Raw genomic sequence first — 26,830 nt, 5'->3', positions numbered from 1 at the left:
GAAGATTAATAATTCTTTGCTATAAAATTCCCCAGCTCTTCTAATTTACACTCCTTAGATTTTAGATCATGTTTTTCAAATGCAGCAGTGTATTTAAGTCCACTTCCCGTTACTACACAAGCAATTTTTTCATCGCCATTTAATTTATTTTCTTCCTTTAATTTCTTTACGGCTGCTAAGGGTACTGCAGAAGCTGGCTGTGCAAATATTCCTTCCCTTGCAAGTATATCCTGAGCTTTCACTATTTCCTCATCTGAGACAGATATAAATACGCCATCCTTTTGCCTTAGTTTTCTTAGTACTTGGTTTCCACTTGGGGGAAATGGGTTTTCAATAGCATGGGCAATAGTATTGGGATTTTCAAATCTCGATATATTTTCTTCGTCATTATGGTATGCTCTATCAATTGGAGAACAGCCACTTGCTTGAGCACAAATCATCTTAGGAACTTTATCTATGTATCCACTATTCTTAAATTCCTCAAATCCCTTTTCTATGCCCCTTATATTTCCACCTGCACTAGTTGGTACAACTACATAATCTGGAATCTCAAAGTTTAACTGCTCACAAATTTCATAGGCTAAGGTTTTGTATCCCTCAACCCTAAAGGGAACATCTGAATTAATAAAGTATATATCATTTTCTTTTCCTATTTTTAAACTTTCAAAATATAGATTCCCATAATCACCATCTACTTTTATAAGATGAGGTCCGTAAATAGCCACAGGATTTAACTTTTCAGATGCCATGGTCTTCTTTACAAATATAAAGGTCTCTAAATTAGCTTTACTTCCATATGCAGCTACAGATACAGCCATATTCCCCGTAGATACTGTACCTATTTTTTTATATCCCAGCTTTATTGCATGTAAGACACCAGTTAAGGTCCCTCTATCTTTAAAGGACCATGTAGGATTTTGAGTTTCATTTTTAAAATATAGTTTCCTTACTCCCAACTCTTCTGCAAGTTTTTTTGATTCTACTAAAGGGGTAAATCCCTCTCCAAGAGAAGTATCTTTATCTATAGGTAGGAAAGGATAGAATTCCCTATATCTCTCCATAATACTTTGCTCAAGCGCATTTCCATCACAGATTTTTCCTCGTTTTATTGTTTCTACCTCTAGGGCTTCATTACAAACATCACAAAGAATATGAACCTTATCTGCTGAAAATTCCTTATTACATTTCGTACAAAATAACTTTACATCGCTCATTGTTTATTCCCCCTAGCTTTATTTTTTCTTATTTCATCTATATAACTATATACCGTTACCTTTGAAATATTTAATTTTTCAGCTACTTTCTCAACGCCTCCTTTTATTAAGAAAATCCCTTTCTTTTCCATGAATTCAATTAATTCTATCTTTTTTGTTCTTTTTAAATTGTGTGTATTTACATCACCAATAATTTTATTGATAATATCATCAGCTATATCCATCACACTACTAATAGGTTCTACTTCATCTTCAATCGTTTCTTCTTTTACCTTCATAAAATCATCTAAGAAATCCTTCATGTCCTTCATTTTTTCTAAATCATAATTTATGCATATTGCACCGATTACTTCATTTTTAGAGTTTCTTATAAAAGCAGTTGAAGATTTTATCTCTCTTCCATCCTTTGTTATTGTTTTGTAATTTGCAGTGATATCTCTATCAAAATCCTTAGATAGCAATACTTGCTTAATTAAGATGTTAAAGGTCTCCCCAACTTCCCTCCCTGTTACATGATTATTGACTACATAAACTACTGAATTCTGTGGATGGGTTAGATCATGTATTACTACTTCACAATTCTTACCGAAAGTTTTAGCAACCAAGTTTGCTATGGGAAAATATCTTTTTAAATCTTTGTTAACCTTCATGAAAAAAACAGCTCCATTTATATAATTTTTTATATATTTTGCTTATATTTTGTATTATATATATATTTTTATACATTATCAATACTTTTTCAAGAAATCTATAAACACACAAGTATTCTTAGACTTAATGAAAATGAGGTAAACTAATTCACTATGCGGAATCATTTTGGACTTAAATCTCTTCCAGTTATATACCAGCTAATAAATAAAAAAAAGCTGGTTAATCAATATAACTAATGAAGTTCCATTGATTAACCAGCTTTTTGTACTTATTAAAAATTGGTAATTTTTCCTCTCTTAAAGTTTAATCTGTTCCTTAGGCAATAGGTTTTTCTCAAAAGTCCAAACATTAGCTATTCCATTTCTCATCTTAAATACTACAAATGTTTTATAGAAGTCTTCCGATGATACACTATGTTTCCAAGGCTTTAAAAACTCGCGAGTAGGATGCTCAGAAATTTCATCCTTCATACTATTATCATCAATGGACTCTAATTCACCCTTTACACGAACCTGAACACCAAGTTTAAGATCGTTAAAGCACATCTCCACTTTGGAGTTTTTAGTGATCTGCTGATATACATCTTTCATTGTCCCAGTATGAAAAATAACTCCTTCTTCATCTGCTTTATAAAGTAACATCCCTCTGACTCTCGGCTCATTTTCTTCAATTGTTGCTAAAAAGAAAACGGGATTATTATTCATTAATTCAAATATTTCTTGTTTAGTCATGTTCTCTCCTCCATTCATACTTTTATATCTGTATCACCAGTATAAATGGATTTCATATCAATTGCTTTCAACTTATAATCATTTCTTTTAAGAATTCTGCTCTCATTATTAGTTATAAATATATATTTCTATAGTTTGATGGAGTCATTCCAACATATTTCGTAAAGCTCGATGAAAAGTGCGAGGTACTGTTGAATCCACATATCAAAGAAATCTCAGTAATATTCTTCCTATCAATCTTAAGTAATTTCTTCGCCTTTTCAATCCTCACATTTGTTAAGTACTGCATCGGGGTCATTCCGGTTTCCTTTTTGAAAATACGAATGAAGTGTGATTCAGACATGTTGATGGCCTTTGCTAACTCTAGATTCGATAATTTCTTCCCAAAATGTTGATGCATATATCCTACAATCTCTTCTATTTCAAACCGTTCAGATGTTATATCCCCTTTGTTACTTACATCTAAGATGCTTCTAATTATATAATTTGAGATAATTAGAACAAACGCCTCAAGCAAACTTTCTCTACCTGGAATATTATTTTCATACTCACTTATATATTTTTTTATATAAAGCATGATATCTTGTTCAATAAGAAACTGGTTTAGCAAATATTCATCGGGTCTTCTATTATTGTACACAGCGTGTTGCTTTTCATAGTATTCCGTTGAAATAAATATAGCAATGTATCGTGTGAACATATCTGTTCTCTCTTCTTCATGTGTCACTTCTGGAGAGATCGCCACAGCTAAATAATGATTTGGTTTCATCTCAATTTCTACAGGAAAAATACTTTGATCCTCTGAAAAAAACATAGCGAATGAATAGGAAGGGTGTGTATGCTGTGGTCTAATTGCACACTCGCAAAAGCCCACAGTAGGTATAAAAATACCAAAGTTTTCAGTAACGTAGTAATCTACATATTTAAGGTCATTCTCATTTATTTCTCCTACAAGGTTTCTGATCATCAAAAGAACTTTATCATCTATTTTCATTATTCCCACCTCAGGTGCTTAAATGATTTTACTAATTATAGCATAAAAGCGAGAATCTATAAACGAAGCTGTGCTTAATCAGCACAGCTTGAGACTGCCCGAAAATCCGAATTTCTTCGCTGTTGCTTCAATCAAGAACCCTTACGTATATCTGTATACGCTGCGGTCTCTTGATTTCAGCACGCCTCGAACTTCAGATTTTCAGGCAGCCTATCATCTTGTTGACTTTGTCAACAAGATGAAGCTGTGCTTAATCAGCACAGCTTCTTTTTACTTTATAAACACTCCCAAGTTATCGCTTAGGATAATATTATTTTTTAATACAAGCTTTCCATTTATCATTACATACTTAATTCCGCAAGGCGGAGCAATAGGGTCATTAATAAAATCTGCCCTATCAATGATACTTCTTTCATCAAAGATTGTAATATCAGCATCATATCCTTCTTTGATCTGCCCTTTTTGACTGAGCATAAGCCTTTCTCCAGGCATCTTTGTCATTTTATATAATGCTTCTATTAGCTCAAGATGTTTCTCTTCTCTTACGTATTTTCCTAGAACCCTTGGAAAGGTTCCTGCTCCTCTAGGATGACCCTGATTACCATTATAGATTTCATCACTACCAATCATTATGAAAGGAGACTTCATTGCCTCTATTATCTCCGTATCATTCATCACAAATGCCACGGCAAGCATATTGGGATGATTTTTTCTTGCATCTTCAAAGATTTCTTTTGTACAACGAATATTTTTATAAGGTTCTTGCGTTAACATTATGCTTGAATAATCTACATTCCATCTCTCAAGACATCCATCATCAAATACGGTAGAACCTATATAGGTACAAAAAGCATTATATGGATAACAGTCAGCCATTATTGATAAGTTCTTCTCCCTTGCCTCTCTTATCTTAACCAGAGCCTTATCCATATAGCCATAGGCGCTGCAGCTTCCTATATGTGAAATCTGCATAGGTACTGATGATTCTTCTGAAAGTGAGATCATTTCTTCAATTGAAGATATACTTTCCTCTCCATCATTTCTATAATGTGCTGAAATTAAATGTTTTTCTGGATTGAGCAGGCGAGAAGCCCTAAGCATTTCCTTATACTCAATTCCCGGTGAATATTCTATGCCGAAGGATATACCTTTTATTCCTAAAGGTATATTTTCAACAATTTCTTTTTCCATAATATCTAATTCATGATCTGATATTCTATCATATGGAGAGTTCAGACCAATCTTTTTTCTAAAAGTATTATATCCTATTTTTAACATATAATTTATTGGAGAGTTGTACTTCTTGATGTAGTTTATAAATGTTTCTGGAGCTTGATAATTTATACCACAATTGCCTCCAAGGGCTGTTGTTACTCCCATTTTCAGCATTCTTTCAGCTATATAGAACCTTCCAATTGACGGATATTTTTCAAGTTCTTCTTCATGCATGTGAATATCAATGAACCCTGGTGATGTTATATAGTTTTCTGCGTCTATTTCAAGTTTTGCTTCCTTGGAATTCATTCCTATATAATCGATTTTACCATTCTTTATACATATATCACTGACTTTAAATTCATTCGAATCATAATCTGGGAACTTTGCATTGAGTATTTTTATATCGTACATTGAATAGTGCCTCCTAAATTATAAGGCAGTCATTTTGACTGCCTCAGATTGTTAACAAAGTTAACAAGATGACAGGCTGTTAAGAAAGTCGAAGTTCGAGGCGTTCTGAAATCAAGAGACCGCAGCGTATATAGACATACGTAAGGGTTCTTGAGTGAATCAACAACGAAGAAATTCGGGTTTGTTAACAGCCTCAGGCAGTCATTTCGACTGCCTTATATGTTTGACTTTTTATTGCTTTGTTTATATACTTCTATTAAGGGTCTTTATCTTTGGTTTTATTTCGCGATTTTTCCTTAGATATTTGATCCTTGTCTTTGTTTTAATAACTGTAACTTTTTAAAATGGTCCATAATTAATCATATGAGCTACAAGTACAAGTATTCCTGCAAATAGATACTCCAATAATATAAGTGGTAATATCCATTTAGCCCATTTTTGCCATGGTATTTTAGCTAGTGCTAAACCAGCCATAAAGTACCCAGAAGTAGGTGTAAAGATATTTGATATCCCATCACCAAACTGATAGGCAAGGACTGCCGTTTGTCTTGTTACTCCAACCAAGTCAGATAGAGGAGCCAGTATTGGTATTGAAACTGCAGCCTGCCCACTTCCCGAAGGTACAATAAAGTTCAATAGACACTGGAAGGCATACATTCCAAAGGCCGATACAGCTGAAGGGAGCTGTAAAAGTACATTTGACGATGAATACAATATCGTATCAAGTATTTGTCCTTTTGTAAGTACTACTAGTATTGCTCTAGCAAATCCTACAACTAATGCACCACCTGCAAGATTGGCAAATCCTTTTACTAGATTCTCTGCAAATCCATTGAATCCAAGCTTTCCCACTATGGCAGTAACTATTGCCATTCCCATAAATAGTGCTGCTATCTCCTGTATATACCATCCATATTTGATAACTCCAAATATCAGTAAAGCAATTGTTCCTGCTACAGTTATTAAAACAAGTTTTCTACTATTTGTTAATTCTTTGAGAGAGTCTAAATCAAGAACATCATCTCTATTAATATCAACTTCATACATTGAACTAAGTCTTGGATTCTTCTTAACTTTACCTGCATATCTGTATAAAAATACTATTACGAGGCTTACCATTACTACATATCCAACAATTCTTAATCCCATACCTGAAAACATCGGAAGTTCTGCTATCCCCTGTGCTACACCAACTGTAAATGGATTCATGAATGCTCCCGCAAATCCGGCTCCTGCTCCTGCCAATACCATTCCTATTCCAGTAAGAGAGTCAAAGCCAAGTGCAATTGCCAAGGTTACCATTATTGGAATAAATGGAAGAGTTTCCTCAGCCATTCCAAATACTGCTCCACCAAGAGAAAAAACGATAACAATAATTGGAATTATAGCTCTTTCCTTCCCCTTCATCATAAAGGTTATTCTTCCTATACCTGCTTCAATAGCACCAGTAGCTTCAACTACCGCAAAAGCCCCTCCTACCATAAAAATAAAGAATATAATCGATGCAGTCTCAACCATTCCATCGGGAACAGCCTTCAAAAAGTCCAGAAGACCTACTGGAGTGTTTTCCGTAAATTGAAATGATTCTGGGTTTACTACCATTCTACCACTAGCGCTTTCCATCATTTCATATCGTCCTGCCGGAACAATATACGTCAGAATAGCACAAATTGCCACTACAGTGAGTAGTATTACATAAACATGCGGTACCTTTAGCTTAGATTTGTTTTGAGCATTGTTAGCTTTCTTTTCATTCAATTCACTCATTTTTTCCCCCCTATATAGTTTTTAAAGTAATTAACCCTGCCCTCCTTTCTCTATATCAAGAGCCTACTTATTTCTTCAGCTCCTTTTAACACCTCTTTTATATAATTGGGTTTGTTTAACTTAAATGTCTCTGACTTAATTCCTGACAGACCGATACATCCATGTATCTTTCCATTGGAGTAAAATGTTGGTGCCCCTATTCCAAGAGTACCTTCTATATGTTCTCCATCACTCTCGGCGTATCCATTTATCCTAACTTTTTTGTATTCCTCAAGTAGTTTTTCTGGCTCCATAATTGCATTGGGGGTAACTTGCTTTAACTCTATTTCATAAACTAATTTTTCTAGTTCTTTAATTGAATGAGAATAGGACATAAGAACTTTTCCATATACTCCACAATTGACAGTATAAATCTCTCCCGGCATATAATTTATTCTTCTATTGAAGAATTCTGATTCATAAATACTAATAACATTTTCTCCCTCCATAACTGTATAGCCTACCTGCTGTCCTGTGGATTTAGCAACCTTATCTACTACTCTTCTAACTTCTGAATAAACGTCCTGTCTTTTGGCATATTGCATTCCCACTATATAACTCGCATAACCAACTGTATACTTGGTCATGTCCAGTGTTCTTTTAACAAATTTGTCTTTTTCTAAAATGTTCAAAATTCTATGCACAGTCGGTTTACTTATCTTAAGCTTATCGCTTAATTCTTTAGCCGTATATTCAAATGGCTCTTCTGTAAAGGCCTTCATTATCAAAAGTGTTTTTTCTATTGCATTAGGATTTGTTGACATATTATACCTCCTCGTCCAGTCCATATTATGGACTACATAATCATATTATGGACTTATATAGAATATATTATAATTTTCTGAAAATGTCAATGGTAAATATGCCTTTCAAGAGATTTACTCCTTATTCATCAAATTCTTTGTAAAGCAGCCTGGATATACAGTAGTATTATAAATGAAATTATAAAAATTACTCATAAAAAAAAGACGACCAAAGTCGCCTTATTATTACTAAACTCAAAATTTCCGCTATTCTAATAACCTCCTTGAACCAATGCAGCCATTCTTCCATTACTAACTGTTACTTGACTCCCTATTATTCCAATCGGTGTAACCTTTACAATATAAGTACAGCAGTCTGACTTGCATTTTATAGTTTCACAGAAAGTGAAATCAAAGGATTCTGTGGTCGTAGTAGCAGGAGCATCATCTCCATTTCCTCTTCTAAATGTCCAGATTCCTCGGGATTCAAGCATACCATCATCGCAAATCCTAAGCAATTCATATCTTAGTAGAGCATCATAACCAGTAAAACCTGGTTCCAAACTTACAATGCTTGAAAACTCAATATTCACCTTAGGCTTACATAAACCTTTGATGTCTATCGTAAGCTGTGTTAGTTGAAATCCCTCATTATTTGATGTAGTAAAAGTACTGCTTCCCGTTCCCTGGCCACATTCTAATAATAGCCATTTAGGCTTAGGATTCTTTCGATTATCGTCTAATATATCAGTTTTTTTGTCACCGACTCCATCTGATTGGACAACTGCACTTACTCTTGAGTCTGAAATCGTTATACTTTCACCAAATCCTTGAGTTCCTTCAAATACTTCAATAGGCGTTACTATTACAAAGTATTCACAGCATCCTGAGAAAGTAGCCAAGTCACAGGAAATAAAGCTGAATGATTTTGAAGATAATACACCTTCTACAGAATCCACTTCAAATGTCCAAATTCCTCGTGAGACTGGCTCTCCCTTAGCACATATTCTAAAGAGTTCAAATTGTAATTGAATAGTACTTGCTGGACTAAAAGCTGATGCATAACTGACAATACTGGAAAATTCAACTAAAACTTCAGATTTGCATAAGCACGAAGCATCAATTGTAACATCAGCTATTTGCACTGGTAGTTCATTCCCTCTAACGAAAGTAATACTTCCAGTTTCTTGTCCGCTTTCCAAAATTATTTCTTTTTCCTTAGGACAGTTTTGTGCCAAGTTAGCAGGATCTGATTTTGAGTCATACATTTCTCTTCTATAATCTAAAGACTGATTTAGTGTTGCCATTTTTCCATTACTAATCGTTGCTCTTGCATTAGTTATTTCCAGTGGCATAATCGTTACTAAATATTCACAACAGCCTTTGCATGCATTCGAATCACAGAAAATGAAATTAAAAGACTCCTCTGCAACACGGCTAAATTCTCTTAGCGCAATATTAATCTTCTCAAACCTCCAGATTCCTAAAGATGCAAGGGCGCCATCTTCACATATCCTTGATAATTCATATTGTAACCTTGCCGTTGCTCCATCATCTAATCTTTCCACTCTAACTAGACTAGAAAACTTTATTAGCATTTCCGATCTATTTAAACAGGTTTTATCGATAATAACATTAGCTAACTGAAACGGGGCATCATTAAATGAAGTAAAGGTTCTACTTCCAGTTCCCTCGCCACACTCTAATAGTATTTTCTTGGCTTTTTTGTACTTTGTTTTACACTTAATAGACTCACTATCTGGTTTACAGACTTTATAGGTCACTAAGTATTACCTCCTATCATTTTAATAAACTTTTATTCCTTTAACATAAGGATAAAACATCAGGAACTAAGCATTAATTTTGCGAGGCCAAATAAAATTTATACTTATTTCATTTCTATTTTCACTACATCATATGTTCTTTTATCAAACCCGTGATAGATTTTGTCCTAGAGTATTTATATGCCATCGTTTCACACGTTTTTGTCATCTTCAAAAACCTATATTCCTATAAGTACAATAAAAAGCCTACATATGAAAAAGTAGACTTTTAATAAATAATATGATTTATATATTTGTCAGTATATTGATTTAAACTGATTTACGTACTTTGATTTCAGAAATAGATGCTGCAACAAGACCTATCAAAATAGGAGCAATTAGATTTAATAACATAAAATCATCATAGGTTTCTTTTATTACATAGGACAAAGGGGGAGCAATTCCATCTTGAGGTCCAACTAGTGTCAGTTTAGAAATTACATAATCACCAACTATATCGAATAATGTAAGTCCTATATATAGGCAAAATGCTACTATTGTAAGTAATCCCCATGAAATTTTATTTTTATTCTTAGCAATTCTCCGACCCAAGATTGATGTTAAAGTTAAGCATGAAAATAAAATAAAGAACCACTCAAACAGATCTATATACATTCTATCTGTAATAATGAGAACCAATAATATTGCCGAAACTATTATAATATTAGAAGCTTTCTTCACTAAATAACACTCTCCTTGTTTTTCAAAATCCCTCTTAAGATAGCTAAACCTTGATCTTTTATCTAGATAATCATATCACTAACTCCGAATTTCGTAATCAGGTAAAATATGCAAAAACAAACCACCGAGAACTATGTCTCGGCAGTTTATTTTTATTAAAACCTTTATATTTACTTCACCTCAACTATTCTTTTTTTCCTTATTTCAGCAGCTATCCATATAATAATAGGAAGAATTACTTGAAATGGAAATGTAAAGTACAACCAAGTATCAGCTTGAAACCTATTATAATGTATTATGCTATCATATTGAAAATATGATAGATTAATTACTAATAGCATGATAGGAATTATAAGAAATTTATAATCATTAAAATCAAATGCTTTACTTATTCCTACACATGTACATTGCAGCAATATTCCTACTTTTATAAATCCTCCTAAAACAAAACTAATGGCAACTAAAACTTCTATCCTTTGAAAAAGATCGCCTATTTCTACCCTTGAAGCTGTAGCATAAGTTGGATAATGGGTACTTCCAGCATCTTCTGCTCCTAATACCAAAATGCCAATTAGAGCTGTTATTAATAGAATTATACCTGCAAATATTAATCCTGAGAAATATACCTTATATGGTGATTTCCTTGACTTAAAATTTGTGAATACTATTGAGAAAGCAAATATCTGTCCAAAAGGAAAGGAAAATGCATCGAAGGCACCTGCCAAAACAGGTTTTATTCCTTCACCCATTATCGGTAAAAGGTTTCTATAATTCATTTTAGGTATTAGAGACAATGTGAGAATAAGTAAAATAAAGCAAGGCATTATTAAAAAAAGCTCACTCCATCTCCCCATCACCTTAATCCCATTACTTATTCCCCATGCACATAAAACTGCTAACACCATCATTGGAATAATTTTCGGTGTTTCATCAAGACTAACTGCATTGATGAAGCTTCCATAGTTCACCATAACATCAGCGGTCCAATAGTAAAAGAAAAAAATAAGAATTAGTTGTATAGCTCTTCCAATAAGTTTGCCAAAACATAATTCTAAAATATCATACAAGTCTTTCTTTGGAAATAAATAATGAAGTCTAGCATATATATAGGCCATTGCAAGGGCCATTAACATAGCAATTATATCGGCTAGCCATAAATCTTTTTTTGCTTCTAGCCCCATGACAAATACAGAAGATGAGCCTATTAGAAAAAGAACAATAAGAGATATACCTTCTCTATCAGAAATAGCTCCTTTATTCACACTTTGATCCTCCAAAGTTATTTTCTATTAGGTTTTGTACTTATTGCTATATTCATACTAATAAATCCAAGTATTTACTTCAAATCTTTTTTATGAGCAATATACTATTGAGCGTAGGTTAGCTTAACTATTACTAGTATTTACACTTTAAATATCTTCATTGAATCTGACAACTCTTGAATCATTTCATTTAGATGTTCTATGAAAGATCTTACTTCTATCATCGAAGCTGTCTGTTCTTCAACCGATGCACTTATTTGCTCAGTAGCTGCAGCAGACTCTTCTGTAATTGAAGAAATGTTTTCAGTAGCACTCATTACCTCTTCTTTAACGAGCCTCACTTGTTTAATTTCTCTATCAATATTTTGCATTTGATTTGCAACATCATCTACTAAATTCCCTATATCCATAAATTCTTTAGTTGTATCTTGTAAATATTCATTTGCATTTTTCACAATTGCAGTAGATTCTTCCATAGATTCATTAGTATAGTTAATAACGTTAATAATCTCTTCTATAATATTATTAATATCTTCTGTTGCCTTAGTTGATTGCTCAGCCAATACCCTAACTTCATCAGCTACAACTGCAAACCCTTTTCCCATCTCGCCTGCTCGAGCTGCTTCAATGGCAGCATTCAGTGCTAAAAGATTGGTTTGGTCAGCAATTGATTTTATTGTCTCAATAATTGTACTGATAGAGTTTGATTTTTCTTCTAATTCCTTTATATTTTCGGCTACCTTCATTGATGAGTTTGTACTTTCCGTAAACTTATGATTTAAGTTTTTAATTGCTTCTATTCCATTTTGGTTTTTATTTTTCACAAACAATGTGCTTTCAACAACATTGTCAAGAACTGTTGTCATATTGTTTATCTTCTCATCTAATTCCATTGTTTTATCCTTACATTTTCCAGCTTCTGCAGCCTGATCACTTGCTCCTAATGCCAATTCTTGAACAGTTCTTGATACTTCGTCGCTGGCTATTGAAATTTCATTTATCATCTCATTCATTTGTTCAGATGTAGTATGAACTAGTTCAGCAGTACTTTGATTCTTCATGACTATATTTCTTATATTTTGAGTCATTTTCTTCAAAACCTTACCTAGCATACCAATCTCATCTTTACTTTTGACTTCTGAAACAACAGTTAAATCACCATTTCCAATTTTTTCAGCATCTATTGAAAGTATCTTTAAAGATTTTGTCATCTTATTAGCAAACGTCCATGCAACCATCGATAAAATCACTGCAACAATTAAACCAATAATAATAAATAATTTTGCTACATTCCATATCGGTGCATAGATATCCTTTTCAGGCACTGAAATACCTAGTATCCAACTAGTAAGAGGAATTTCTCTGTATACTGTCAAAACTTCTGATCCATCTACTGTTTTAGTCATTTTCCCATTTCTGTTCGTAAGCATTTCTTTCGTCATAGATTCTCTTCCAGGTATATCAAGACCATTCTTACCCATAACTTCCTCATTAGGGTGGGCGACAATAACACCTGTACTATCAATTAGGAATCCATAACCTAAACCTTTAATATTCATATCTAGAACTTTATCCTTTAAACTTGTTATAAATAGATCGCCTGAAATAACTCCTAGCTTGCCACTACTCGAGGGATTTTTAATTGGCGTAGCAACAGATACAACATACTCTCCTGTTCCGTCATCGATATAAGGATTTGTAAATATAATTCCATTTTCACTCATGGCCTTTTTATACCAAGGCCTTACTCTAGCATCAAATCCAGGCGAAGGTGTCCATTTATTTCCATCAAGAATTTTTCCACTTTCTTCATAACCTATGTAAATGTCAAACAAACTATCATCTGTCTTCCAACCTTGTAAATGTTGCTTCCGTATATCTTGCTTATTTACATTGTTCTCTATTAACAATCTTGTAGTATCCACAATTTTTGCTTTTGCATTTAGCCATTGTTCAAACTCGTCCCTTATTCCATCTACAGTAACTGCCATTTCTGAATCAATAGAGTTACTAATTTCTTTTCTCACGTTCACAAATCCTATTGCAGAAACACTAAGAATAGAGAGTATGGTAGAACATAGGAGAATTAGTACTATTTTTGTCTTTAATCTCATTAGCTTCCCTCCAGTATTTTTTTGATTATAACAAAAAAATCATACAACTAAGATTGCATAACTTTTTTATCATCGATCTTCTTTTATTTAGCTTTTTGTAGTTAATTCGTTTGTTACTGTTATGGTTATATAATAAAGGAACTTTAGTATTAGAATAAATACAATAGTTTCAAGGAGTGTTTACACCTGACAATTTATAGATTGAATTGTTTATTACTAATAATTATATCATAATTTTGTTACATTTTCGTAATATTTTGTGAGTTTTTTAATTGTTTTGTCGTTTTTTGTTCAAAAAACACCGTGCTTTATATCACGGTGTTATGTTAAGGGCAAAAGAGTCTCACTTAATATGTTTTTCTATTTCTTAATCTCTACAGGTTTTGATACGGAAAAATCTAAATCAAGATAATATTGCTTTAACTCATCCATAGTACTAACACTTATTTTACATGAATCCTCACCCTGTACAGCAATAATCATAGCATCAATCTCATTTTGGGCATGTACAATTTTCACTTCATTTTCATCATTAAGCATATTGCATACTGCAACTGCATACCATTTCATATCTATTCCTCCATCTTTAGCTCTTCAATAAATAGTATCTTCTATTTTATATTAAATCAATACATTTTAAATGATTCAAGTGTCAATTTCAATCGCATATCAATTATACCATAATTTGCAAACATGTGAGATATTGCTATATACCCATATATTGAAGTCTAGTGACATTAATAAAAAATAGGATTATCTCATAATATACTTTTATGAAACACCCCATTTGTACTATTCATATTCATTTATACCTTAGGATATAAGAAAACGAATTATCATAACTGCTATTCTTCTTTTCCTAAAGTAGTAGCTGCAATTTTAGTTCCTAGTCTATGGAAACAATCAATAGCCTTATCTATATTATCAGTTTAAGATATAATTTCACAAACCTTGTTCTCCTACAAAAGAAAAGCCCCAATTCTACATGCGACTTTTTCTTGTACTTAATGGTCACGACGTACCACCAATATATTATTCTCTATTCCCACTATAAATTGCTGTGGTTAATTCTTTTATGTATGTTTCTATTGTAGGTAAGCTGCTGTTCTTAGCCAACTGAACAGCCTCTTCAATATCATATATCACCCTTTGAAATTGGACTGAAAAATTAGATATTTCCCTACTCTCTAGATCTCCCTCCAGTATTGCATATGAAGCCATCGTAATATGATCGCATGGGTTACCAATGCTACCCACGTTGAATAATAATTTTCCACCAAATAAGGGTTCCATAAATGCACCATGGATGTCTCCATATCCTACTATATCTGATTCACATATTTCATTATCCAAGCTAATGATTTTAGGTACCTCAAACATTTTAAGCTTCTCTTCCCTTGGACTATTTGGCCATAGCCTGCTAAATACATCATGGGGATGTGCATGAAAAAGTCTTACATACCTTCCACTCAAATAAAAACCTACGGCTTCAGGTAAGCCCTTTAAATATTCTAATCTTTCTTTACCAATTTCTTCTCTATACCATCCAATATTCCCTGCCACATCGTTATTCGCTACATATTTATCCCAGTTACCTAATACTATAACATCACATTCCTCTTTACAAATATCTAAGGCTTCTGACGAATTAGGGCCCTTACCTACAATATCACCTAGACAGATAATTTTATCGCAAGATCGATCCTTTATATCCTTTAAAACTGCTTCTAATGCCGGTATATTTCCATGAATATCTGAAATAATAGCTACTTTCTCCATTACAGTTCCCCTTTACTTTTGTTCAATATTTCTCTATAGTATAATCTTATTTATCCTGTCTAATAAGTTTAAATACTTCGGCAGTATAAATAGCATCATTTAAAGCTCTGTGAAACTTCATATCTATTTCAATGTTAAGTTTTTTTATTGCATTTTTTAATCCAATTTGCTGACCCTTAGGTAAATCAAAAAATTTCCCTGCTTCGGCCTGAACATCTAAATAGTTGTTCAACCAGTCATTCTTTAAATTGTGGTAATTACAGTTACGTTTTAATTCTATGATGTCATGGTTTGACCATACAGATAGTACATAATCCTCATCACCAATCCATGTTCTAAAATTCTTTACCGCAATTTCAAATGGTATTCCGTTTTTTAAATCTTTCGATGAAATCTTTGTTTTTCTTTTAATTATTGGACATAGGCTATAGTAGATTACTGGCTTAATAAATATCTTGAAGGTATCTATTTGCTCAAATCTCTCATTTAGCTTCACAGCACCAATTTCGATGAGCTCGAAGGGACATATTTTATTAGGCTTGAATTTTGTTTTAGGATTAAATAATTGAGGTGATGGCTGATTAAATTCAGTATCCAATACTATATAATTCATATTAACTTCCTTTCCTTATATCAACAATACATCTTATTCTGTATACGACCAAAATAGCAACTATTTATTCATATACAATATCCCCCTTAATCGGTCCTGATATCCAAAAGAGTTCCTATTTTTCTACTGGCTTTTCATATGGCTTTTAGTATCAATAAAAATTTTTATTCTTTTTATCCCCTTATTACTAAAGCTTACATGATAATATAATATCAATATAATAGAAATATCGCAATGCATAAGAGAAAATCTGAAGATTCTTTCCATAAAAATGTTCTTGGTATATTGTTTCCATTTGAGTTAAAATAGATGATAAGTATATGGTAAAAAAATCCATAAACATACCCTTCAGTTTGGTTTATTATATGTAAGTGATAAACTAAATAAGATAAGTTAATATAAGTCGCACCATAAATATCAAAGTTATAAGATTTCAAATAAAGATTTAGGAGGATACATGTTATGAAAAACCTACGAATATACGGTAAGGCGCCTTATAATATAGCTGTTATTCATGGTGGCCCAGGTGGTCCTGGCAGCATGGCACCAGTAGCAGAGGTATTATCAAAAGATTGTGGTGTATTAGAGCCCTTACAATCAAAGGATACTATAGAGGGACAGCTTTCTGAATTAGCCAATCTCTTAGATGAGTCCGCTGCCCTACCAATCACTCTGATTGGACATTCTTGGGGCGCATGGCTATCCTATATGTTTGCGGCTAAGTTTCCTAGCTACGTTAAGAGAATAATATTAATAGGTAGTGGATCATATGACACAAAATACCTTAAACTATTAAATAGTACTAGAGATAGTCGTCTTAATGAAGAAGAAAATAGAAAAATAGAAGGTCTGTGGAATCAATTACGTGATAAAGAACAGTGCTCTGATAAAGTTTTACGTGATTTCCTAAAATTAATAATTAAAGCCGATTCCTATGAACCAATATCCTATGATGATGGCACAATTGAATTTCAGCCTGACACCTTTAGTAAAATAATGTCTGAAGTAAATGAGCTAAGAAAAAGCTTTGAGCTTTTAGAGATGGGACGAGATATAAAATGTCCAGTTATTGCAATTCATGGTGATCATGATTCACATCCTTATCAGGGAGTAAAAGAGCCTTTATCAGAGGTTATTGCAGATTTTAAGTTCATACTATTGGAGAATTGTGGCCATAGCCCTTGGAACGAAAAATATGCTAAAGACAAGTTTTTTGAAATACTATTTGAGGAGTTAAGTGCCACAAATTAGCCATATAGAAAGGAGAACTCTTTGTTCTAAAGAATCCTCCTTTTTAGTCTCATATATATTATTTTATATCTTTTTCAAACCAATGACTTGTAATCTTTTCTATTTCAAATCCATACTTTAAATATAATTTATAAGCTTTTTCATTCGAGCTAATTACAAATAACTTTATTTCCGTTGCTCCAATATTAAGTAAATTGTCCACAGCTTCTTTTAGCAATAACTTACCAAGGCCTTTTCCTTGCCATTTTGATGATATAGCTATTGCTTCAATCCAGCCCACATGCCTTTTAAGTATCAACTCATATATCCCTACAGGTTCGTCATTCATATAGCATATTTTTACTATATTAGGCTTCTCGCCATTCTTTTGTAGCATTTCATCAATTTGCTCATCAGTTAGCATCGCACCATTAGGAGAATTTAAAAAACCTTCATTATGTACATCTTTGAAATGCATTTTATTTTTTTCAGAAAGATTTTCAAAGGAAATTTCATCATGTGTTTCAATCTCATTCAAATCATCATATGATTTTAATCTTAAAATAACAGCTTCATATACACCTTTGAAGTCTGATTCTTCTACAAAAGGTATTAAGTACTTCTTATTTGAATGAATTCCAATTTTCATCTTTTGAGGACTTATCTTTATAGATTCTTCTATCCCCTTCTTCAAAAGTTTTTTGAAGACTATTTTATCTTCCTCTAATACGTTTATTGATGTAATAAAAACTTCTCCTTTTTCTTCTACATCCTTAGTTATGATGCCAATTGTACCCTTTAATAAATTCCCATCCCATAAAGAAAAGTAAGTTGTTCCCTTATTAAATACGGGGCCATTATAATCCCTAATCATTTCATCGTAACTGTCAAAATAGGAGTTTGAACCAAAGCTCATAATAAAATCGTATAGTTCTTTTGTTTGTTCCTCTTTTAAGTCTGTAAATGGATATATCTTCATGTACTTTCCCCCTTAGAAAGCATAACATTCTACTTAGCTTAGTTTAATATTGTTAGCAACTTCATTATCCTAGATATTACATCTTCTAAAAGTTCTGGAGCCTTCTCCATAGCTTTATCTAAACTCATAGGACGATTTATGATGCTAATCACACTATCTATTCCCTTTTCATATACTTTTTCAAAACCTTCTCCAATAGATCCTACAATTGCAACAACAGGTACATCATATTTTTTTGCAAGTTTAGCTATGCCCACAGGAAGTTTCCCATTGATTGTCTGGTAATTAATTTCTCCTTCTCCAGTTATAACGAGATCAATCTTATTTTTATAAAAGATTTCTTCCAAGTTGATAGTATTCATAATGATTTCAAGTCCTGGTTTCAGTTCTGCATCTAAAAATGCCAATAGTCCTGCTCCAAAGCCTCCTGCAGCTCCCGCCCCAGGAACATAAGCTACTTGCTTTTTAAGATCTTTTTGTATAATCTTATCAAAATTCTTTAATGCTTCATCTAGAATAGGAACCATCTCTTCTTCAGCTCCCTTTTGGGGACCATATACATAAGCTGCTCCATTCTTACCATAGAGAGGATTCTCTACATCACATGCTACTAAAAAGTCTATATCTTCAATTCTTGAATCTAATCCATACATATCTATATAATTAAGTTCTAAAAGACCCCGAGCTCCTTTATGTATCGGGTCTCCTTTATCATTTAATAGTTTATATCCCAATGCTTGAAGCATTCCTGCACCACCATCATTTGTTGCGCTTCCTCCTATTCCTAGAATGATTTTATCACAGCCCATGTCTAGTGCTTCCTGGACAAGCTCGCCCGTTCCAAAGGTTGTAGTAATCATCGGGTTTCTTTTATCCTTCGGTACTAAGGGGAGACCAGAAGCACTTGCCATTTCTAAAACCGCAGTTTTTCCATCTCCTAAGACACCAAACACTGCCTCGACCTTTTCTCCCAATGGACCCGTCACAGTTTTATTAATAATCTTTCCGCAAGTATTAAGCACAAGGGCTTCCACAGTTCCTTCTCCACCATCTGCCAAGGGTACCTTGATAACATTGGCATTAGGTAGAATTCTCTTTATTGCCCTTTCAGCAATATCACAAAACTCTTTAGCACTTAAGCTTCCTTTAAAAGAATCCGGTGCCACCAGAATGTTCATTGAATTATGCTCCTTTTCTGAAAATTATTTTTTACTATATAGTTAATAATTCCCCTATACTCCATCAGCATTTAATATTACAGTCTCTATTTTATCTCCATTAAGTTCATATACAATAATCCTGTAGCCTTTATAATATATAAATGTGTTTCCATTTAGTTGTATACGATTGATAATTCTACTATTATTTCTTCATTCCTCTATTTTTGTAATGTATATGCCTATTTTGGCTTCGCTACTTTATATAATCATAATTAAATATTATTCCTTCTTCTCCCACTATAGTAGTCGTGATATCATTTCAAAGAATTTTCTCTTACATAAAAAAAATCAGATCTTTATGATTCTATTATTCAGATAATAGGATCATAAAGATCTGTTCTCAAAATCTATATCATTATTTTTTAGTAAGATAGAAAAACTGCCAAATCTTCACATGACGTGATATTAATGTTTAAGGTACAAAAAGAGCATTGATTTCATTTTCATAGCCATATTTTTTTAGAAATTCAATAATTGCAACTTCAAAGATTTCTTTCTGACTGATATTCTTCTCTTTACTGAAATCCTTGATTAACTCTCCTAAAGAATGGGAAATACAGAGAGATTTAGTTATAGTTATTCCACCTACAACATAGCGTGGAATAGTTCCACCTTCGTTAATAGCAAGAAGCTGAATTAGCTTATCTTTGTTTCGGTCGAGCATTTCCAGCATTGGGACAAGTTTTTCCCATCTTTCACCCTTAAATTTTTCTTCAAGAGAAATATTTCTATTTTCTTCAGTATATTGCTCAGATTCTAGTATAAATGCTTTTTCTGTAGCCATTACTTCGGTATTCTTATTATTGTTTGTTGTAGAGATCTCACCTTTCAGCAATACATATGTCTGTTTTTCGCTTGACCATATATATCCCTTAGATTTCATATACATTGCCATTGCCCTATGATCTTTCATACCAACTCTCTTAGCTATTTCTCTTGGATCAATACCTGCCTTAAATAAGGATACCACTCGCTCTGCCTTAGCAGTACCAAAAGATGATGGCGACGTTACATTCGTTTCTGGCCTTAATACATATATCTGCCTGATGCCATCCCATTTATAACCTCGGCGTCGCATATACATATCCAAGGTTCTATAGCTTTTATGATCAAGTTTAAGAGCCAATTCTTCTCTAGATAAGCCTTCCATTAATTTTTTTAGTATATATTTGTCATCATAATCAGCTGCTCTACCGTTTTGTAAAGCAGCAGATATTTCTTCTGATGATATGTCTCTTGTCAGATCTTTCGATGTATATACTTCGTCGGCATAACCAGCATCATCATTGTATAGCTCCTCTTCAGGATAGCCATTTTTTTGAAAGTCTGTAGACATAAAAAAACCACCTTTCGATTTAAATTGATCCTTTACAATACATTTATAGCCTCACTTAAGTCATCCATGTTTGCATGGGTATATACAGAGGTTACTTTTAGGTTAGAATGACCTAATAGCTTTTGCACGTGAACCAGATTCACCCCATTTTTAATTAGGTTTGAAGCAAAGCTGTGACGCAATATATGAGCAGTAACACGCTTTTTCCAGCCAAGTTCTAAGGTAATCTCCTGGAATACTCTATTTACGTACGTGGAACTTAAACGTCCAGTTTTTTTCGTAGCAAAAAAGTTATTGCTGTCAACCTTAGGACGTAGATTGTCTAAGTAATTTTTAAATATTGTAAGTAAGTTTTTACTAATAGGTATTTGTCTATCCTTTTTCCCCTTTCCATTGATTACATGGATTATTTGATTATCAATATCCACATCCATTAACTTTAGATTAAGACATTCACTAATTCTCATACCTGTATAGTACAAAGTCTGCGCAACTACTTTGATTAACGAGTGTTTTATGGCTCCTATAAATTGATCTGCTTCATCTATCGATAAATAAGTTCTTTCTTTCTTCTGTGATCTAATTGGTTCTAATGATACAGTTATATTTCTAGGGCAAAGTCCTTTGTTATGTGTATATTTCCAAAATGATCTAATGGTATAAAGATTTCTGCTTCTACTAACTGCTTTTAAAGCTCTTTTCTCCTTTAGCCAGTAGAGATAGTCTTCTATATCTTCAGTTTGTATTTCATCTATATATAAGGGGCAGTTGTGTTTTTTTTCAAGGAAATATTCAAAAGAGCATAGATCTGACATGTAACTCCTTATAGTTTCTGTACTTTTATCCATCGTAATTAGGTATTGTTTGAATTTTTCTATGGCTTCATGAAGCAACATTTTCTCTCACCTTTCTCCCCTATTATTCCTAACCTCAATAATATTACTGAATTACTGCCTGGCTTCTCACTTTTAATGATTCTCTAATTATTTGCAAAATAGTTAAAGTCAATCTTTAAATAATTTTCAAATAAAACTTTCTATATTTTAAATGTTTAGTCTCATATCTTTTTAATTGGCTCATAAATTTATTTAATCTAGATATACTATAAATACACCTTAATGTAAGGAGTTGATTTCATGTCTAAAGAAAAAAGGTTACATGCTTTTAGAAAGAAAGTTGCCTTAGATGAAGTTGAGTCTAAAATCGCTCACAAACTAGGTACAGCTGATGATGACGACGACTTTGGTGGCTATTTGTCACACTATGACGCAAGTCTCATCAATAAAGGCGTAGTTCAAACACCAAAGGAAGAATCAAATAATAAAAAAATGTAGCTTTTTTCGACTCCAGAGTCTAGACCTCAAAGTCTAGACTTGTAAGTCTATTATATTTCTATTTAATATTTCTGTCAATGATTAGAGACATGGTTATATTTGGAATATAAAAAAGATGGTGCTTCTGCTAAAAACACCATCTTAGTTAAACGATCACAAATTTTACTCTCTTGTATCTTCAAGCTTTATATTGTGTATATCACACTTTTTCTTAATCTCATCTATCAAAGCATCATAGTTCTTAAAATATTTTAACTTAAACACATCTGAACTAATCTGTTTCCCATCATATCCCTGCTCTGAATAAAATACTTCTATTCCAAAAACTCTATGAGCAAATCTTGAACCTTTTACTTCAACATCTCCAACTATTATCATGCTGATATTATCGTAACTATATTCGTATTCACCATACTTTTCAAATACAATTTTGTTTTCAAATATGCTAGCTTTATATCTTTTCATAACTAAAAATTGTATTACTGCTATGATTATACTAACTATAGAAATATAAATTATCGATGCGAATGAAAATATCCTCTCGGTAAATAGGAAAAACAACATACATGCCATTGCTATAATTGCAGTTTTTTTAGTACTATTTAATATTTCAGTTCTATTAGCTAAAAAAACACTTTCTACTATTTGCTTGTTTACTGGATCCATTGTTAGCCCCCTTAAAATCTATAAAATATTCTGTTGTATAGTTCCATAATAAATTCGACTTGCTTAATAATCTGTTCTATTTATTTCAACATAAGTACTAATCCCTATGAAAAAAGCGACATCTTTAGAGAATTCTACCAATATTTTAAATTTCCTCTATTTTTCGTGTGGTTGATTCATTATTTTAACATATCATTACGCTGATTTACCTAGCAATTTATAAAAAATAGGAGTGCATCAGAATAACAAATATCTGAAACACCCATAGAACGGAATCATAATCGACTTTTATTTATAAATCCATCTTCTATATGACAGATGCTTTATTAACCCGCATCCTTAAATTGCGTTGTGTATAAATCATAGTAAAAACCTTTTTGACTTAACAACTCTTTATGACTTCCTTTCTCAATAATTCTACCGTCCTTTATAACTAGTATCTTATCTGCATTTCTAATTGTTTGAAGTCTATGGGCAATTACAAAGCTTGTTCTTCCCTCCATTAGATAGTCCATACTCTCTTGAATCTTAGATTCTGTTCTAGTATCAACATTTGATGTTGCCTCATCAAGAATCAATATATCTGGATTAGAGAGGATCGTTCTTGCAATAGAGATTAATTGCCTTTCACCCTGTGAAAAATTCTGACCGCCTTCATATACATCGGTTTTATAACCTTCAGGTAATCTTGAAATAAATCCATCTGCATTAGCAAGACGTGCTGCCTCCATTATTTCCTCATCGGTAGCATCCATTTTCCCGTACTTTATATTATCATAGACAGTTCCACTAAAAAGGTTTGTATCTTGTAAAACTACTCCGACCTTAGATCTTAAGTTATCCTTCTTGATATCATTGATATTGCGACCATCCACAAATATCTCGCCTTCGTCGACATCATAAAATCGATTGATCAAATTGATTATCGTAGTCTTTCCACTTCCTGTGGGTCCAACAATTGCAATGGTTTCTCCTGCACTTGCTTCAAAGGTTATGTCCTTTAATACTTTTTTCTCCTTAGCGTATCCGAAATAAACATTTCTAAATTCAACGTTTCCCTCTATTTCCTCTATCCTAATACCAGTGTCATTAATATATTCATTCTTCTCATCAATGATTTCAAAAACTCTTTCAGCTCCAGCAACAGCTTGCTGTAATGTATTGAATAATTGGGCAAGTTGACTGATTGGTCTCGTAAATTGTCTTGCATATGCAGACACAGCAGCTATTTGTCCAACCGATACAGTGTTAAACCTGATCGCCATATAGCCACCTGCAACAACTATAACGACATAAACAAAATTATTAATAAAATTAATAACTGGCATTACAACTCCCGAGTAAAGTTGTGCCTTAAAGCCGGCTTTTTTAAGGGCTTCGTTTTTCTTCTCAAACTCTTTAATTACATTTTCTTCTTGATTATAAAGTTTGACTGCATTTAGACCGCCTATAGACTCTTCGACTATTCCATTTATAGATGCTAAATGCTTCTGTTGCTCCTTAAAGTTTTTAAAGGTTCTTTTAGCAATTATAATTGTAAATATAATCATCGGTGGTATAAATATTATTGTGATTATTGCCAATTGCCAGCTTGCAATAAACATCATTATTACAGAGCCAATAACTGTAATCACACTTGTTACAAGTTGTACGACGGTTTGGCTAAGTGCTGAGCTAATAAGCTCCATGTCATTGGTCAATCGACTCATAATGGCACCGCTTTGGTTCATATCATAATATTTAAGGGGTAATACTTGTAATTGATCAAAGGCATCCTGTCTAATATCCCTAACGGTTTTTTGTGAAATTACTGCCATCATATAGGATTGAAGCCAGCTGAAAAAGCCTCCAAATATTCCAATGACCACTAGTATTATAGACATCCTTAAAATGCCATCATAATCGAGTTTAAGTATGTATCGATCAATTGTGATACTAAATATATATGGAATAGCAAGATTAAATAAAGCCCCTGCTATGGTTGAAAAAAATACGACAATCAAGCCAACCTTATATTTTAGTAGGTACGAGAGAATTCTTACAAGAGTCCCTTTAAAATCCTTGGCACCCTTTCCTGTATAAACATCTTGTCCCCGTCCTGGTCCTCTACTCATTTACAGAACCTCCAATTCCAAATTGAGAGTTATAAATTTCTTGATATACTTTACTGGACTTTAGCATTTCATCGTGAGTTCCAAACCCATCAAGCTTACCATAATTGTTTAGTACAATTATCTTATCTGCATCAATTATTGTAGATATTTTCTGTGAAATAATAAAGGTTGTCATGTTTTTACTTAGTTTCTCTATATTACTTTTTATCTGCTCTTCACTTTTAGCATCTACTGCGCTGGTTACATCATCTAAAATCATAATTGCTGGTTTTCTAATAAATGCCCTTGTAAGTGATAATCTTTGTTTTTGCCCTCCTGAAAGATTCGCTCCTTTTTGATGAACCTCTGAGTCAAATTGCTTCTCAAGTTTTTCAATAAATTCTAAGGCCGCAGCTCTTTTTGATGCTTCTCTTATTTCTTCATAGCTTGCATTTTCGTTGCCCTGCAAGATATTACTCTTTATGCTCCCAGAAAATATAATCGGTTTTTGGGACGCCATACTAACTTGCTCTCTTAGTGATTCGATATCTAAATCTTTAACATTATGTCCATCAAGTAATACTTCTCCATTTTTAGCATCATATAGCCTTGGGAGTAATTGTACTAGTGTTGATTTACCTGTACCTGTTGAACCAATGATTCCTATAGTTTCTCCTGGTTCCACTTTAAAGGAAATATCACTCAAAACATTGTTTCCGTCACGTGAATATGAAAAGTCAACATTTCTGAATTCTACTTTTCCGGTTAATTTAAAGTCTTTAATGGCCCATGGACTATTAGTGAGGTCGCTTATTTCATCAAATATCTCATTAACACGCTTTGCACTAACTTCTGCACGAGAAACAAATATTAGCATCATGGCAAGCATAAGAAGCCCCATAAGGATCTGCATTGTATAATTGAAAAAAGCCATTATTATACCTGCATCTGCAACTCCATTTGATACTAAGATCCCTTTCTCAATAAGGCTTGCACTTAAAAACAAAATACTTGCTATTCCTAGATTAACTACAATTGTTATAACGGGCATTGCGAATGCTATGATCTTATTTGCACTTGTGGAAATTTTTCTATAGTTTTCATTTTTCTCAGTAAAACGTTTATTTTCATACTCCATATTTACGAAAGACTTAATTACTCTAGGTGCGTTAACACTCTCCAATACAATATTATTAACATCATCTAATTCCTTCTGTACCTGGGTGAACTTAGGAAGTGCCTTTGCCATAATAATACCAATCCCAATTATCAGAGCAGGAATGATAATTAAATATATGCCTGACAAATTCATCGATGTCCTAATAGCTAGAATCAAACCACCTATTAACATTAATGGTCCTCTAATAATTGACCTAAACATGAGCATAAACAATGTTTTTATTTGTAGCATGTCGTTTGTTGATGATGTAATTAACCTACCTGTTTTAAACTTATCAACATTTACAAAGGATAGTGTTTGAATTTTTTTAAACAAATCTAGTCGCAAATTTGCAGTTGCATATTGTGCAATATATTGAGCACAATAGTTGTTTATAAGGCCAGCTATTATCGTTCCTAACGCCATAAAAATCATCATCAATGCTGTATTTCTTAGCAAATTCAAATCTCCTGACGGTAAAGCCTCATCAATAATCTTCGTCATCAAAAAAGGAATATAAAGTCCCGCTACAACCTCAACAAACATAGATATGATAGCTAGTAGTGAATACATGGAGTACTTCTTAATATAGTTAGATAATCTTAATAGATTTTTCATTTCTTCCTCCCTAACTTTCTGATATATACTAAATATTCTCTTATGCCTTGATTTGTTCCATAGATTTTTATGATGATGAGTTTGGTAATTTCTACAAAGGCTGAAATATATTCATTTTTAGTCTTTCCTGTAGGTTGTGAAAAAATGATTTCAAA

23 protein-coding genes are annotated in these 26,830 nt (G+C 32.9%); 2 read left to right on the top strand and 21 right to left on the bottom strand.

Annotation, left to right across the window (positions count from 1 at the left end):
* Nucleotides 1–5 precede the first annotated feature (5 nt).
* From thrC to R9X47_RS28015, 14 genes are all read right to left on the bottom strand, one after another.
* Nucleotides 6–1,214, bottom strand: a complete 1,209-nt coding sequence (gene thrC / locus R9X47_RS28080; protein ID WP_432664365.1) for a threonine synthase — start codon at nt 1,212–1,214, stop codon at nt 6–8.
* Nucleotides 1,211–1,864 carry a helix-turn-helix transcriptional regulator gene (locus R9X47_RS28075; RefSeq protein ID WP_432664364.1) on the bottom strand — a complete coding sequence of 218 codons (654 nt, stop codon included), beginning with the start codon at nt 1,862–1,864 and terminating at the stop codon, nt 1,211–1,213. Before R9X47_RS28075 ends, thrC begins: the two co-directional genes overlap by 4 nt.
* Nucleotides 1,865–2,161: 297 nt before the next feature.
* Nucleotides 2,162–2,596, bottom strand: coding sequence for a pyridoxamine 5'-phosphate oxidase family protein (locus R9X47_RS28070; RefSeq protein WP_432664363.1), 435 nt, complete (start codon nt 2,594–2,596; stop codon nt 2,162–2,164).
* A 112-nt stretch (nt 2,597–2,708) separates the two neighbouring features.
* Nucleotides 2,709–3,590 carry a helix-turn-helix transcriptional regulator gene (locus R9X47_RS28065; RefSeq protein WP_432664362.1) on the bottom strand — a complete coding sequence of 294 codons (882 nt, stop codon included), beginning with the start codon at nt 3,588–3,590 and terminating at the stop codon, nt 2,709–2,711.
* Between the two features lie 270 nt (nt 3,591–3,860).
* Nucleotides 3,861–5,219, bottom strand: a complete 1,359-nt coding sequence (locus R9X47_RS28060) for an amidohydrolase family protein (protein WP_432664361.1) — start codon at nt 5,217–5,219, stop codon at nt 3,861–3,863.
* 339 nt (nt 5,220–5,558) lie between these two features.
* Nucleotides 5,559–6,986 carry a YfcC family protein gene (locus tag R9X47_RS28055; protein ID WP_432664360.1) on the bottom strand — a complete coding sequence of 476 codons (1,428 nt, stop codon included), beginning with the start codon at nt 6,984–6,986 and terminating at the stop codon, nt 5,559–5,561.
* Nucleotides 6,987–7,036: 50 nt separating this feature from the next.
* Nucleotides 7,037–7,789, bottom strand: a complete 753-nt coding sequence (locus R9X47_RS28050; RefSeq protein WP_432664359.1) for an IclR family transcriptional regulator — start codon at nt 7,787–7,789, stop codon at nt 7,037–7,039.
* A gap of 251 nt (nt 7,790–8,040) precedes the next feature.
* Entirely contained in the window at nt 8,041–9,552 is a 1,512-nt protein-coding gene (locus tag R9X47_RS28045; RefSeq protein WP_432664358.1) for a DUF4489 domain-containing protein, read from the bottom strand.
* Nucleotides 9,553–9,861: 309 nt separating this feature from the next.
* Nucleotides 9,862–10,272: a hypothetical protein gene (locus R9X47_RS28040; RefSeq protein ID WP_432664357.1), complete on the bottom strand. Its 411-nt coding sequence runs from the start codon at nt 10,270–10,272 to the stop codon at nt 9,862–9,864.
* A 170-nt stretch (nt 10,273–10,442) separates the two neighbouring features.
* Nucleotides 10,443–11,534 carry a GerAB/ArcD/ProY family transporter gene (locus R9X47_RS28035; RefSeq protein ID WP_432664356.1) on the bottom strand — a complete coding sequence of 364 codons (1,092 nt, stop codon included), beginning with the start codon at nt 11,532–11,534 and terminating at the stop codon, nt 10,443–10,445.
* Between the two features lie 140 nt (nt 11,535–11,674).
* Nucleotides 11,675–13,648, bottom strand: a complete 1,974-nt coding sequence (locus R9X47_RS28030) for a methyl-accepting chemotaxis protein (protein WP_432664355.1) — start codon at nt 13,646–13,648, stop codon at nt 11,675–11,677.
* 360 nt (nt 13,649–14,008) lie between these two features.
* Nucleotides 14,009–14,218 carry a hypothetical protein gene (locus R9X47_RS28025; RefSeq protein ID WP_432664354.1) on the bottom strand — a complete coding sequence of 70 codons (210 nt, stop codon included), beginning with the start codon at nt 14,216–14,218 and terminating at the stop codon, nt 14,009–14,011.
* A 462-nt stretch (nt 14,219–14,680) separates the two neighbouring features.
* Nucleotides 14,681–15,427 carry a metallophosphoesterase family protein gene (locus R9X47_RS28020; RefSeq protein ID WP_432664353.1) on the bottom strand — a complete coding sequence of 249 codons (747 nt, stop codon included), beginning with the start codon at nt 15,425–15,427 and terminating at the stop codon, nt 14,681–14,683.
* A 46-nt stretch (nt 15,428–15,473) separates the two neighbouring features.
* Nucleotides 15,474–16,040, bottom strand: coding sequence for an exonuclease domain-containing protein (locus R9X47_RS28015; protein ID WP_432664352.1), 567 nt, complete (start codon nt 16,038–16,040; stop codon nt 15,474–15,476).
* A 462-nt stretch (nt 16,041–16,502) separates the two neighbouring features.
* Between R9X47_RS28015 and R9X47_RS28010 the strand changes: the two genes are divergently transcribed.
* Complete coding sequence (locus tag R9X47_RS28010; protein WP_432664351.1) at nt 16,503–17,291, top strand: alpha/beta fold hydrolase; 789 nt, start codon at nt 16,503–16,505, stop codon at nt 17,289–17,291.
* A 58-nt stretch (nt 17,292–17,349) separates the two neighbouring features.
* On the opposite strand, the gene R9X47_RS28005 is transcribed toward R9X47_RS28010, so the two are convergent.
* From R9X47_RS28005 to R9X47_RS27990, 4 genes are all read right to left on the bottom strand, one after another.
* Entirely contained in the window at nt 17,350–18,249 is a 900-nt protein-coding gene (locus tag R9X47_RS28005; RefSeq protein ID WP_432664350.1) for a GNAT family N-acetyltransferase, read from the bottom strand.
* Nucleotides 18,250–18,287: 38 nt separating this feature from the next.
* The gene (locus tag R9X47_RS28000; RefSeq protein WP_432664349.1) at nt 18,288–19,427 is read right to left on the bottom strand and encodes a glycerate kinase family protein; all 1,140 of its coding nucleotides are present in this window, start codon (nt 19,425–19,427) and stop codon (nt 18,288–18,290) included.
* Between the two features lie 454 nt (nt 19,428–19,881).
* The gene (locus R9X47_RS27995) at nt 19,882–20,805 is read right to left on the bottom strand and encodes a hypothetical protein (protein WP_432664348.1); all 924 of its coding nucleotides are present in this window, start codon (nt 20,803–20,805) and stop codon (nt 19,882–19,884) included.
* Nucleotides 20,806–20,837: 32 nt separating this feature from the next.
* A complete protein-coding gene (locus R9X47_RS27990; RefSeq protein WP_432664347.1) occupies nt 20,838–21,701 on the bottom strand; it encodes a tyrosine-type recombinase/integrase in 864 nt (287 codons plus the stop codon).
* Nucleotides 21,702–21,941: 240 nt separating this feature from the next.
* Here R9X47_RS27990 and R9X47_RS27985 point away from each other — a divergent pair, with 240 nt between their 5' ends.
* Entirely contained in the window at nt 21,942–22,139 is a 198-nt protein-coding gene (locus tag R9X47_RS27985) for a hypothetical protein (protein ID WP_432664346.1), read from the top strand.
* Nucleotides 22,140–22,301: 162 nt separating this feature from the next.
* Here R9X47_RS27985 and R9X47_RS27980 read toward each other — a convergent pair whose 3' ends face one another.
* The 3 genes from R9X47_RS27980 to R9X47_RS27970 all read right to left on the bottom strand — a co-directional run bounded on the left by R9X47_RS27980 (nt 22,302) and on the right by R9X47_RS27970 (nt 26,675).
* Complete coding sequence (locus R9X47_RS27980; RefSeq protein ID WP_432664345.1) at nt 22,302–22,805, bottom strand: hypothetical protein; 504 nt, start codon at nt 22,803–22,805, stop codon at nt 22,302–22,304.
* 326 nt (nt 22,806–23,131) lie between these two features.
* Complete coding sequence (locus tag R9X47_RS27975) at nt 23,132–24,919, bottom strand: ABC transporter ATP-binding protein (protein WP_432664344.1); 1,788 nt, start codon at nt 24,917–24,919, stop codon at nt 23,132–23,134.
* The gene (locus R9X47_RS27970) at nt 24,912–26,675 is read right to left on the bottom strand and encodes an ABC transporter ATP-binding protein (protein ID WP_432664343.1); all 1,764 of its coding nucleotides are present in this window, start codon (nt 26,673–26,675) and stop codon (nt 24,912–24,914) included. The genes R9X47_RS27975 and R9X47_RS27970 overlap by 8 nt, the downstream gene beginning before the upstream one ends.
* Nucleotides 26,676–26,830: the final 155 nt, after the last annotated feature.

Source organism: Wukongibacter baidiensis (assembly GCF_050888315.1).
Taxonomy (GTDB): domain Bacteria; phylum Bacillota; class Clostridia; order Peptostreptococcales; family Caminicellaceae; genus Wukongibacter; species Wukongibacter baidiensis.
This window is presented reverse-complemented; position numbering and strand designations above follow the sequence as displayed.

Bases quoted from the DNA above. Each gene is read 5' to 3' on its own strand.
- R9X47_RS27970 (WP_432664343.1), bottom strand. From the start codon at position 26,675: ATGAAAAATCTATTAAGATTATCTAACTATATTAAGAAGTACTCCATG.
- R9X47_RS28000 (WP_432664349.1), bottom strand. From the start codon at position 19,427: ATGAACATTCTGGTGGCACCGGATTCTTTTAAAGGAAGCTTAAGTGCT.
- R9X47_RS27975 (WP_432664344.1), bottom strand. From the start codon at position 24,919: ATGAGTAGAGGACCAGGACGGGGACAAGATGTTTATACAGGAAAGGGT.
- R9X47_RS28075 (WP_432664364.1), bottom strand. From the start codon at position 1,864: ATGAAGGTTAACAAAGATTTAAAAAGATATTTTCCCATAGCAAACTTG.
- R9X47_RS28025 (WP_432664354.1), bottom strand. From the start codon at position 14,218: ATGAAATGGTATGCAGTTGCAGTATGCAATATGCTTAATGATGAAAAT.
- R9X47_RS27980 (WP_432664345.1), bottom strand. From the start codon at position 22,805: ATGGATCCAGTAAACAAGCAAATAGTAGAAAGTGTTTTTTTAGCTAAT.
- R9X47_RS27990 (WP_432664347.1), bottom strand. From the start codon at position 21,701: ATGTTGCTTCATGAAGCCATAGAAAAATTCAAACAATACCTAATTACG.
- R9X47_RS28015 (WP_432664352.1), bottom strand. From the start codon at position 16,040: ATGAATTATATAGTATTGGATACTGAATTTAATCAGCCATCACCTCAA.
- R9X47_RS28005 (WP_432664350.1), bottom strand. From the start codon at position 18,249: ATGAAGATATATCCATTTACAGACTTAAAAGAGGAACAAACAAAAGAA.
- R9X47_RS28030 (WP_432664355.1), bottom strand. From the start codon at position 13,648: ATGAGATTAAAGACAAAAATAGTACTAATTCTCCTATGTTCTACCATA.
- R9X47_RS28060 (WP_432664361.1), bottom strand. From the start codon at position 5,219: ATGTACGATATAAAAATACTCAATGCAAAGTTCCCAGATTATGATTCG.
- R9X47_RS27995 (WP_432664348.1), bottom strand. From the start codon at position 20,805: ATGTCTACAGACTTTCAAAAAAATGGCTATCCTGAAGAGGAGCTATAC.
- R9X47_RS27985 (WP_432664346.1), top strand. From the start codon at position 21,942: ATGTCTAAAGAAAAAAGGTTACATGCTTTTAGAAAGAAAGTTGCCTTA.
- R9X47_RS28010 (WP_432664351.1), top strand. From the start codon at position 16,503: ATGAAAAACCTACGAATATACGGTAAGGCGCCTTATAATATAGCTGTT.
- R9X47_RS28070 (WP_432664363.1), bottom strand. From the start codon at position 2,596: ATGACTAAACAAGAAATATTTGAATTAATGAATAATAATCCCGTTTTC.
- R9X47_RS28065 (WP_432664362.1), bottom strand. From the start codon at position 3,590: ATGAAAATAGATGATAAAGTTCTTTTGATGATCAGAAACCTTGTAGGA.
- thrC (WP_432664365.1), bottom strand. From the start codon at position 1,214: ATGAGCGATGTAAAGTTATTTTGTACGAAATGTAATAAGGAATTTTCA.
- R9X47_RS28020 (WP_432664353.1), bottom strand. From the start codon at position 15,427: ATGGAGAAAGTAGCTATTATTTCAGATATTCATGGAAATATACCGGCA.
- R9X47_RS28055 (WP_432664360.1), bottom strand. From the start codon at position 6,986: ATGAGTGAATTGAATGAAAAGAAAGCTAACAATGCTCAAAACAAATCT.
- R9X47_RS28050 (WP_432664359.1), bottom strand. From the start codon at position 7,789: ATGTCAACAAATCCTAATGCAATAGAAAAAACACTTTTGATAATGAAG.